The following is a 9,974-nucleotide window of genomic DNA, read 5'->3' as shown; positions in this document are numbered from 1 at the left end:
GCGGTGTGTCAGTCGACATTGTTATCGCCTGACACACCGCTTTCGCGAGCAGGCTCACTCCTACAGTGTTGTATTCCAGGCTGACCGATGGCTTGATTTTTTCTCAACCAAACCGGGTTTTTATATCGTTTGTCGGGCCTTCTGCCCTGCCCGACCATGACCTCCAGAGCTTGTTCGCAAGCCCATAACAACAGGAGGTCATCATGAGTTTTTCCACGTCCATCTGGACGCCGTCCACGCCACCCGGCCTGCATGCCTCGCGCCATCACCACAACGGCGAAATATTCTTTCCGTCCGTGCCGGACGATTCGCCGCTGAGCAACCAGTTCGACGACACCGTGCTAGACGTCGAGGGCCAGGTCTACAGCTTCACCATCATGCACCCGAGCCCGAAAAGCGGCCTCGCCCCGTTCGTGCTCGCCTACGTCGACCTGCCCGGCCCGGTGCGTTTGTTCGGGCGCCTGATCGGTACCCCCGGCGTGCCGGCCATTGGCGAAAAATGCCGAGTGATTGCCGACGACACCTACGGCTACGTTTTCCAGTCCCAGGAGGCCCGTCCATGAGCCAGATGCATGTAATGGGCGGCGCCATGACCGTCTTCGGCCGTCACCCCGGTGTCATGGCCCCGGAACTGGCCCAGCGCGCAATTCTTGACGCCGTGGCCGATGCCGGCTTGCAGCTGGCCGACATTCAGGCCGTGTACTGCGCCAATGTGCTGGGCGGGATGATTCTCGGGCAGGTGATCGTGCGCGATCTGGGCCTGAAAGGGATTCCGGTCTACAACATCGAAAACGCCTGTGCCAGCGGCGCGACGGCGGTGCACCTGGCGCGCCACGCCTTGCTCGCCGGTCAATATGAACGCGTGCTGGTGTTTGGGATCGAGCAGTTGACCGCATTGGGTGGCGGCATGATCCCAATGCAGCGCAACGACCGCATGACCGACCTCTACGCCACGGCAGGCATGGTGTTGCCAGCGGTCTACGCGATGCGCGCCACCCGTTTCATCCACGAGCGTGACGCCAAGCCCGCCGATCTGGCCGCTGTAGCGGTGAAGAATCGTCGTCACGGTTCGCTCAACGAATACGCCCAGCAACGCAACGAAGTCAGCCTCGAAGAGGTGCTCGCCTCGCGCATGATCGCCGACCCGCTGACCCTGTTGCAGTGCTGCCCGTCGCAAGTGGACGGTGCCGCTGCGCTGGTGCTCGGCAACAAACCGGGACCCCACGCCAAAGACGTCAAGGTGCTGGGTTCGATCATTGTCTCGGGCCTTCGCGAGAGCGGTGACGAAGACATTCTCGATGCCGAAATCACCGCACGCGCCGCACGCCTGGCCTATGAACAGGCCGGTGTCGCCCCGGCCGATATCGGTGTGGTCGAGTTGCACGACGCCTTCACCATCGCCGAGCTGCTGTATTACGAAGCCCTCGGGCTGGCCGCACCGGGCGAAGCGGTCTCGCTGTTGCACTCGGGCGCCACCGCCCTCGGTGGTCGGGTGCCGGTCAATCCAAGTGGCGGTCTGTTGGCCAAGGGTCATCCACTGGGCGCCACCGGTGTCGCGCAAATGGTCGAGTTGCTCTGGCAGTTGCAAGGCCGCGCCGGCAGCCGCCAAGCCGGCACTCCGCGCCTGGGCCTGGCGCAATGCACCGGTGGCGGTATCGCCGGGGTCGACCACGCGGCGTCAGCCGTGCACATCCTGGGAGTCTGAAGCCATGAACAACCAACACTTTGCGGCCGGCCAGGTCGCCGTCGTCACCGGCGCTGCTCGCGGGATCGGCCTGACCATTGCCCAACGACTGGCGCATCAAGGGGTGTTTGTCTACCTGCTGGATCGCGACGAACAGGCGCTGAACAGCAGTGTCAGCGCGATGAACGCCGAAGACTTGAAGGTCGCCGGAATTGCGCTGGACCTGACCGAAGGCGAGTCGGTCAACGCCGCCTTCACGCAGATCCACGAAGCCCACGGTCGCCTGGATTTTCTGGTGAACAACGCCGGCGTGGTCCGCGACAAACGCTTCCTGAACATGACCGAACAGGACTGGGACCTGGTGGTGGACACCAATCTGCGGGCGCAATTTCTCTGCTGCAAAGCGGCCCTGCCACTGATGCTGGAGAAAGGCCTCGGGCGCATCGTCAACATGTCGTCCCGGGCCTGGCTGGGCGGTTTCGGCCAGGCCAATTACTCGGCGGCCAAGGGCGGCGTGGTCAGCCTGACCCGTAGCCTGGCCATCGAGTTCGCGGCCAAAGGCATCACCGTCAACGCCATCGCCCCGGGCATCGTCGATACGCCGCTGTTCCAGAGTTTCACGCCTGAGGTGCAGGCAAAACTCAAGGACACGGTGCCGGTAAAACGCATCGGCACCCCGGACGACATTGCCAATGCCGTGGAGTTTTTCCTCGCCCCGGCCAGCAGCTACGTCACCGGGCAAACCCTGTATGTGTGCGGCGGACGCAGTCTGTCCTCGGCCAGCGTGTGAGGTGGACGCCATGTCAGTCACTTTGGAAGTCCACGGCCCTGTGGCCCTGATCACGATCGACCGCCCGCAAGCCCTGAATGCGCTGGACCTGGATTCCCTCCAGGCCTTGCGCGGCCATCTACGTGAAGTACGCGACCGCCGGGAACTGCGTGTGGCCGTGATCACCGGCAGCGGTGAACGGGCGTTTTGCGTCGGCGCCGACCTGAAAAGTACGCGGGCCTCCTCGGCCTCCTATGCCGAGGCGCTGTTCCTGGCCAACGAACCCGCCGCAGACGCCGGGCTTTACATCCGCCAGATGGACCTTGCCGACCTCGACCTGCACAAGCCGCTGATTGCCGCCATCAATGGCCATTGCCTGGGCGGCGGCCTGGAGCTGGCGTTGCAATGCGACCTGCGCATTGCCAGTGCCAGTGCGACGTTCGGTCTGCCGGAAGCCGCCGTCGGATCGATTCCGGCGGTCAGCGGCCTGCATCGTTTGATGCGCGCGGTGCCGCCCGCCCATGCGATGCAGATGGCGTTAACCGGGTCGCGCATCGATGCGTGGCAGGCCTGCGCTATTGGCTTGATCTCCGAGCGTCTGGACAGCCACGAGGCCCTGTTGCATCGGGCGATGATCCTGGCCGAGCAGATTGCCCGCCAGGCACCGCTGGCGATCCAGGCCTTGCAAACCCTGGCCCGCAGTACCGCGCACTTGAGCGACAGCGACGCCCAGCGTTTGACCGAATTGTATTGGGGCGTGTTGCGCGACACCGAGGATCGTCTCGAAGGCCGGCAGGCGTTTGCCGAAAAACGCGCACCGCATTACACGGGCCGCTGAAGCGCCCGAGGAGGCGAACATGTTACGTACCGCTCTGGACGGTCTGACCGTCCTCGATTTCACCCAGATCGCCGCCGGCCCCACGGCAACCATGCTGATGGCCGACATGGGCGCGCGGGTGATCAAGATCGAATCCCACGAAGGCGAACTGGGCCGTACCCTCGGCCCGGCGTGGGTTGGCGAGGATAGCGCGCTGTATCACGCGTTCAATCGCGGCAAGCTGGGTATGAGCCTGGACCTGAAACACCCGGACAGCGCCGCAGTGATCAAACGACTGGTGCTGCAAGCCGACGTACTGGTCGAAAGCATGCGCCCTGGCGTCATGGCTCGACTGGGACTGGGTTATGAGGACCTGGCTGCACTGAAACCGGACCTGATCTACTGCTCGATTTCCGCCTACGGGCAGGAAGGACCGTATGCCGATCGGGCGGGCGTCGACGGCATTCTGCAAGCCGATTCCGGCCTGATGAGCCTGATCGGCACGCCGAACTCGGCGCCCTCCAAGGTGCAAGCGCCGGTGGTGGATGTGGTCACCGGTTATATGGCATGCATGGCCGTGTTGGCCAAGCTGCATGCCCGAGAAAAGGACGGCCTGGGCGGCCACCTCGACGTCAGCCTGATGAACTCGGCCCTGGCGCTGCAACAAGCGTCGCTGGCGAGCTTCCTCTGCGACGGCAAGCTGCCGACCCGCATCGGCAGCGCCGCGCCCTACTCTGCTCCGAACGAAGCCTTTGAGGCGGCGGATGGCTGGTTGATGGTCGCGGCGTACAACGGCAATCGCTGGCCGACCCTGAGCAGGGTGCTCGGGCACCCGGAGTGGATCGACGACCCGCGTTTTGCCAGCTCGGCGCAACGGGTGGTTAACCGTGAAGCCATGTGCGCGGCACTGACCGACGTGTTCCACACCCGGCCGGTGGCCCATTGGCTAGCGGTGCTGCGCGAGGCCGACATCCTTTGCTCCAGGGTCAGCGATTACAACGACGTGCTGGCCCATCCGCAAATCGCCAGCAATGGCATGCTCGTGGAACTGCACCACCCGCAGCATGGCGTGGTTCGGGTACCGGGGTTTCCGGTCAACAGCCTCGAAGCCGCGCAAACGCCGTATGCGCCGGCGCCGGAGAATGGCCAGCACTCGCGGTCGGTGTTGCGTGAGTTCGACTTTTCTGAGGATGAGATTGCCGATTTGCTGGCGTCCAATGCGATGCATTGTCCAGAGGTGGAGTTGGCCTGACCGAGTCCCTGTGGCGAGGGAGCTTGCTCCCGCTGGGTCGCGCAGCGGCCCCAAAACCTGCAAGCGCGCACTGTCAGGATGACCGCGTTGGATGGTTTGGCGCCTGCTGCGCCCGAGCGCGGATCGGACGGCGGGAGCAAGCTCCCTCGCCACAGAGTGTTGTGTATGGACACATCCGGCCACTTATCGCGCTCGTCTGTTTAAGCGTGAAACGGTGTTTGTTTAAACCACCTCAAAGATACGTCCTGAAAGCTACAAATCCTTGCGCCGTTGCCTACGGCTACGCCAGAATCCGCCGGCTTGTGCGCCTTGGGGCCGCTCGGTAACTTGATTCCCGTCACTGCTCATCAGTGATCGGGTTTAGTCGCCCGTGCTAACTCAGTTGTGCGTGCATCTGTCATGCAGGTCTTTCATTCCTGTATCTGATGGTGGCTGTACGCAGGGCGCTCTCGGGCGCGCCGGATTGCTGAGTTTCCCGGTCGACTAACCTGCGTGCAGCTGCCTCCCCTTACGTTTAGTCGCAAGAGGGGTGGCACCCAATTTGGAAACTCAGCATATGTTCAAAGTAACGCCCAACCCACCGGACACCGATCCGGTCTCCCCCTACGAACCCGATTCAAAAAAACTCAACGAAGCCGCCGAGCGCGCCCTCGACTTCCACTTCCCATCGAACGCCGACATCAAAGCCACCCCGCGAACCCGCAGCACTCTGTTCTCCGTAGACCCCGAGGCCACGGCCGAAACCCTGGCGGTTTATCTGGTCGAAATACTCGCCTCAGTCGACCTGATGGTCCACCAGTTGGTGGATCACCTGGAGGGAGAGTCGCGCTACGCCCTGCTGGGGATTTCCAACAGCATCATGATGGCGGAGATCACGGCGAACCGGGTGTTGGATAAGATCGATCTGCCTATATAAGTGCCGCTCTGCGGTGAGTGAATAACTGACGTTGAATTGTGCAGCGGTCCCATTTTTCCGGGGCCGCTTCGCGGCACAGCGTATAGATAGCGGACAGATAAATAGATGCATCCCCTTTTCTCGTGGAACTTACAAAACCCTGTGGCGAGGGAGCTTGCTCCCGCTGGGTCGCGCAGCGGCCCCAAAACCTGCAACTGCGGTGATTCAGGTAAACCGCGGGTATAGGATTTACGACTGCTGCGCAGCCGAACGGGACGGTGCGACGTTTCGCTCCCCCCTCGCCACAGGTAAATCCCTTCACAGCAGGTGGCCCTTTCATTTCATGTGGTTTTTGCATCACAGGTAACCCCCTCATCACCGGTGCTCTCTCGCCACAGGGTTTGATGCTTTACTGAAAAGACCCAAAAACCCTGCGAGTACCCCCACATGAACCGCAACGACCTGCGCCGCGTGGACATGAACCTGCTGGTGATTTTCGAAACGTTGATGTTCGAGAAGAACCTGACCCGGGCCGGGGAGAAACTGTTCCTCGGTCAGCCCGCTGTCAGTGCTTCGCTGGCCAAGTTGCGCGATCTGTTCGACGACCCGCTGCTGGTGCGCAACGGTCGGGTGTTGGAGCCGACCCAACGGGCGTTGGCGATTCTCAAGGAGTTGCAGCCGGCGATGGACACCATTTCCGGTGCGGTCAGCCGGGCCAAGGATTTCGACCCGTCCACCAGCCGCGATGTGTTCCGCATCGGCTTGTCCGACGACGCCGAGTTCGGTCTGTTTCCGCCGCTGCTCAAGCAAATACGCGAAGAGGCGCAGAACGTCGTGGTGGTGGTGCGAAGGGTGAATTACTTGCTGATGTCACCGATGCTCGCCTCCGGGGAGATTTCCGTCGGGATCAGTTACACCACGGAGCTGCCGGCCAATGCCAAGCGCAAGAAATTGCGCGACCTGAGCGTGAAGATTCTGCGTGGCGACAACCGTCCCGGCCCCCTGACCCTGGATGAGTATTGCGAACGCCCTCATGCGCTGGTGTCTTTTTCCGGAGACTTGACCGGTGCCATCGACAACGATCTGGCGCGCATCGGCCGCTCGCGGCGGGTGGTGCTGGCGGTACCGCAATTCGCCGGGTTGCGTGCCCTGCTGGCCGGCACCGACCTGCTGGCCACGGTGCCGGATTACGCGGCGTGTGCGCTGATCGAAGGCAGCAACCAGCTGCGGGCCGACGACCCGCCGTTTGACATCGTGCTCTCCGAACTTTCCATGGTCTGGAACGGGGTCAACGATAACGACCCGGCAGAACGTTGGTTGCGTTCGCGAATTGCGCAACACATGTCGGCTGAGTTGCCGGTGCTTTGAGCGCGTTGAAAGCCGGATCGGTCTCGCGCAGGAAGATCGGCAGGTCGGTCATCGGTGGCATCGCCGGGATGTCGAAATACATCTGGATCACCCAGCCGCGGTGGTAACTGGCGTGATTGACCACGTGCAGCAGCATCGCGCCGGCGCTCATGGTGCCGCTCTCGCCGGAGACGAACGTGAACTCGACCGGCTTATCCAGCGACCTCTCGGTCTGCCTTGCGCTCCAGTTGCAATACCAGTGATCGATGTCCTTTTGCGCCATGCGCAAATCAGCCAGGTCGGGATGGAGCAGATCGTGTGAGGTTTTGAAGCCGTGCCCTCGGCCTTCGAGGTGAGCCTGCCAGATGCAGTCCACGACATAGATGTGATTCAGGGTACCGATCATGTTCTTGAACACCGACACCCGCTCTTTGTTGACCTCCCCTGGCGGCAGCGCGGCCAGGCTGTCAAAGAGGCGCTGGTCGGCCCATTGCTTGTAATCGGCAAGCATGCGGGCAGTGCGTATGTTGATCATCAGAGTTCTCCCATTACGATGGGCACACTGGCAAGCATAGACCGCTCGGCGGCTGGCAGCGCAGACGCTGATAACCGGCACCTCACCGCAACGCGACAGCTGCTACAGGGAATGCGGTGTCAGGCGTTGTACCACCCGATCAGCCAGCGCCAGGCAGCTGGTGAGGCCCGGTGATTCGATACCGAACAGATTCACCAATCCCGGCACACCATGCTCGACCGGGCCGCTGATGAGGAAGTCGGCGGCCGGTTCGGTCGGGCCGGAAATCTTCGGGCGGATGCCGCTGTAGGCGGGTTGCAGGCTGTTATCGGGTAACGTCGGCCAGTAGCGGCGGATGGCCTGATAGAACCCGTCGACCCGGCGCGGATCGACGCGGTAATCGACATGGTCGACCCATTCGACGTCCGGCCCGAAACGCGCCTGCCCGCCAAGGTCGAGGGTCATGTGCACACCCAGGCCGGCGCTCTCCGGTGCCGGATACACCAGATGCCGGAACGGCGCCCGGCCACTGAAACTGAAATAACTGCCCTTGCACAGGCGTGCCTCGGGAACGTATTGCGTCGGCAAGCCTTCGATCCGGCTCGCCACCTCCGGCGCGGACAAACCGGCGCAATTGATCAACTCGCGACAGGTCAAGGTCATCGGCTGTGCGCCGCCCATGTGCAATTCGAAACCTTGTTCGGTGCAACGGGCGGACACCAACGGCGTGTGCAAGGCAATCGAGGTGCCCGAGGCTTCGGCGTCTGCCTGAAGCGCCAGCATCAGCGTATGGGAATCGACGATCCCGGTGGACGGCGACCAGAGCGCGGCGACGCAGGACAGCGCCGGTTCAAGCGACCGTGCCTGCCCGGCGTCCAGCCATTGCAAGTCATCGACGCCATTGCGCCGGCCCTGCTCCAGCAACCTCTGCAAGGCCGCGCACTGGCTGTCATCGGTGGCCACGATCAACTTGCCCAGGCGCTGGTAATCGACACCGCGCTCCTCGCAAAAGGCGTACAGGCGATGCTTGCCCTCCACGCACAATTGCGCCTTCAGGCTGCCGCTCGGGTAATAGATGCCGGCGTGGATCACTTCTGAATTGCGCGAACTGATACCCACACCAATCCCCTCGCCGGCTTCGATCAGGATCACTTCCCGCCCGCTGCGGGCCAGCGCCCTGGTCACCGCCAGACCAACCACGCCGGCGCCGACCACCACGCATTCGATATCGACGCTCACCTGCCCTCCGCTCATGTCAAGCCAGCCCTCGTTCCCGATAATCGATCAGGCTGGAGAATATCGCCAGCAGCATGGCCATGACCACGAAGAAGATCAGCACCAGGAAATACGAGCCGGTGAACTGCACGATCAATCCGATCAGGATCGGCACGATAACCCCGGCCATGTTGCCGCAGAAGTTCATGGTGCCGGCCAGCACACCGGTTTTCGAGGTGCCGCCGAGGATCGACGGAATGCACCAGTACATGCCGCACCAGCGAATGAAAAACATCGCCACGCAGAGCAGACCGATGGCCTTGCCGGCTTCATTGGTATAGGCCACCGCCAGCATGCACAGGGCCGCGACCAGCGCCGAACCACTGAACATGCTGCGCATCACCAGGTTGGGCGAGGCGCCGCTGGTTTTCCATTTATCCCCCAGATAACCGCCCACCAGCTCGCCGACGAAACCGCACATGAAAATCAGGAAGGTCGCACCGCCCATGCTCGAAATGTTCAGGCCGTGGGTCTGGTGCAGGTAGCTCGGCATCCAGGTCAGCAAACCGTAGAACACGCTGAGAATGCAGCAGTAACCGGCGAACATCGCCAGCACCGAACGGTCCTTGAGCAGCTCTTTGAGGGGGATGCTGGTCACCGTGCCGGGTTGGCTGACTTTGCGATTGCCTTCGGTGATGTGCGCCAGTTCCGCCGCGTTGACACCGGGGTGTTCGCTGGGATGGTTGCGGATGTATTTCCACGCCAGTACACCGGCAAGCATGGTGCCGATGCCGGCGATCACGAAGGCGATGCGCCAGGAATCGAACCAGCCGATCAACCCGGCAATGATGATCGCGCCGAAAGCACTGCCCAGCGGTGCGCCGCCATCGACCAGCACCGCGCCACGTCCGCGTTCGTTGGGAGTCAGCCAGGCGCCGTTGAGTTTGGCCCCGGCCGGCATGATCGGCGACTCGGCGATGCCCAGCCCCATGCGCGTAATCAACAGCGTGATCCAGTTGTGCGCACCGGCAGCCAAGGCCTGGAAGGCACCCCAGGCGACAGTCGCGATGACGATGACGCGACGGGTCTGAAAACGGTCCAGCAGCATGCCGCCGGGAATCTGCATCAATGCGTACGACCAGAAAAACGCACTGAGCATCAAACCTTCCAGCGCGGGAGGGATCTGGAACTCACTGGAAATCAGCGGCAAGGCCACCGACAGCGAAGCGCGGTCGATGTAGTTGATGGCGGTCAGCAGCAACATGATGAGGAAGATCCGCCAGCGCACGCTGGTCGGACGCTCGGTGGCAGACGCGGCGGCGAGCCGCAGGGTTTCGGCACTCGGATTGTTCATGAGGGGCGCTCTTGTTGTTGTGGGTGCAAGCGGCCCAATACCCGCCTATTAACGCAAAACCAGTAGGAGCGAGGCTTGCCCGCGAAGGCGGAGTGTCAGTGGACATCATTGTTAATGACACATCGCC

At 62.5% G+C, this 9,974-nt stretch carries 10 protein-coding genes; 7 read left to right on the top strand and 3 right to left on the bottom strand.

The features are described from left to right. Positions 1–203: 203 nt before the first annotated feature. The 7 genes from QMX98_RS27805 (at position 204) to QMX98_RS27775 (ending at position 6,785) form a co-directional block, all read left to right on the top strand. Positions 204–563: an OB-fold domain-containing protein gene (locus QMX98_RS27805; RefSeq protein ID WP_010455240.1), complete on the top strand. Its 360-nt coding sequence runs from the start codon at positions 204–206 to the stop codon at positions 561–563. After that, positions 560–1,705 (top strand): thiolase family protein, encoded by a 1,146-nt coding sequence (locus QMX98_RS27800; RefSeq protein WP_102595072.1) that lies wholly within the window; start codon positions 560–562, stop codon positions 1,703–1,705. The genes QMX98_RS27805 and QMX98_RS27800 overlap by 4 nt, the downstream gene beginning before the upstream one ends. A 4-nt stretch (positions 1,706–1,709) precedes the next feature. Further along, positions 1,710–2,474 (top strand): SDR family NAD(P)-dependent oxidoreductase, encoded by a 765-nt coding sequence (locus QMX98_RS27795; protein WP_282411691.1) that lies wholly within the window; start codon positions 1,710–1,712, stop codon positions 2,472–2,474. Between the two features lie 10 nt (positions 2,475–2,484). Next, positions 2,485–3,291 (top strand): enoyl-CoA hydratase-related protein, encoded by an 807-nt coding sequence (locus QMX98_RS27790; protein ID WP_102595070.1) that lies wholly within the window; start codon positions 2,485–2,487, stop codon positions 3,289–3,291. A gap of 19 nt (positions 3,292–3,310) precedes the next feature. Next, positions 3,311–4,522 (top strand): CoA transferase, encoded by a 1,212-nt coding sequence (locus tag QMX98_RS27785; RefSeq protein WP_102595069.1) that lies wholly within the window; start codon positions 3,311–3,313, stop codon positions 4,520–4,522. Positions 4,523–5,078: 556 nt separating this feature from the next. Then, entirely contained in the window at positions 5,079–5,438 is a 360-nt protein-coding gene (locus QMX98_RS27780) for a hypothetical protein (protein ID WP_282411690.1), read from the top strand. A gap of 426 nt (positions 5,439–5,864) precedes the next feature. After that, a complete protein-coding gene (locus QMX98_RS27775) occupies positions 5,865–6,785 on the top strand; it encodes a LysR substrate-binding domain-containing protein (protein ID WP_010455251.1) in 921 nt (306 codons plus the stop codon). Here QMX98_RS27775 and QMX98_RS27770 read toward each other — a convergent pair. The 3 genes from QMX98_RS27770 to QMX98_RS27760 form a co-directional block, all read right to left on the bottom strand. Next, a complete protein-coding gene (locus QMX98_RS27770) occupies positions 6,706–7,299 on the bottom strand; it encodes a DinB family protein (protein WP_200666387.1) in 594 nt (197 codons plus the stop codon). The genes QMX98_RS27775 and QMX98_RS27770 overlap by 80 nt on opposite strands. A 102-nt stretch (positions 7,300–7,401) precedes the next feature. Further along, entirely contained in the window at positions 7,402–8,517 is a 1,116-nt protein-coding gene (locus QMX98_RS27765; protein WP_221106277.1) for an NAD(P)/FAD-dependent oxidoreductase, read from the bottom strand. 16 nt (positions 8,518–8,533) lie between these two features. Further along, a complete protein-coding gene (locus QMX98_RS27760) occupies positions 8,534–9,847 on the bottom strand; it encodes an MFS transporter (RefSeq protein ID WP_102595068.1) in 1,314 nt (437 codons plus the stop codon). Positions 9,848–9,974: the final 127 nt, after the last annotated feature.

Source organism: Pseudomonas sp. PS02303 (genome assembly GCF_029959925.1).
In the GTDB taxonomy this organism is placed as follows: Bacteria; Pseudomonadota; Gammaproteobacteria; order Pseudomonadales; family Pseudomonadaceae; genus Aquipseudomonas; species Aquipseudomonas mandelii.
The sequence above is the reverse complement of the archived record's forward strand: the minus strand, read 5'-3'. Positions and strand labels throughout refer to the sequence as shown.

Bases quoted from the DNA above. Each gene is read 5' to 3' on its own strand.
- QMX98_RS27780 (WP_282411690.1), top strand. From the start codon at position 5,079: ATGTTCAAAGTAACGCCCAACCCACCGGACACCGATCCGGTCTCCCCC.
- QMX98_RS27800 (WP_102595072.1), top strand. From the start codon at position 560: ATGAGCCAGATGCATGTAATGGGCGGCGCCATGACCGTCTTCGGCCGT.
- QMX98_RS27805 (WP_010455240.1), top strand. From the start codon at position 204: ATGAGTTTTTCCACGTCCATCTGGACGCCGTCCACGCCACCCGGCCTG.
- QMX98_RS27785 (WP_102595069.1), top strand. From the start codon at position 3,311: ATGTTACGTACCGCTCTGGACGGTCTGACCGTCCTCGATTTCACCCAG.
- QMX98_RS27770 (WP_200666387.1), bottom strand. From the start codon at position 7,299: ATGATCAACATACGCACTGCCCGCATGCTTGCCGATTACAAGCAATGG.
- QMX98_RS27795 (WP_282411691.1), top strand. From the start codon at position 1,710: ATGAACAACCAACACTTTGCGGCCGGCCAGGTCGCCGTCGTCACCGGC.
- QMX98_RS27790 (WP_102595070.1), top strand. From the start codon at position 2,485: ATGTCAGTCACTTTGGAAGTCCACGGCCCTGTGGCCCTGATCACGATC.
- QMX98_RS27760 (WP_102595068.1), bottom strand. From the start codon at position 9,847: ATGAACAATCCGAGTGCCGAAACCCTGCGGCTCGCCGCCGCGTCTGCC.
- QMX98_RS27775 (WP_010455251.1), top strand. From the start codon at position 5,865: ATGAACCGCAACGACCTGCGCCGCGTGGACATGAACCTGCTGGTGATT.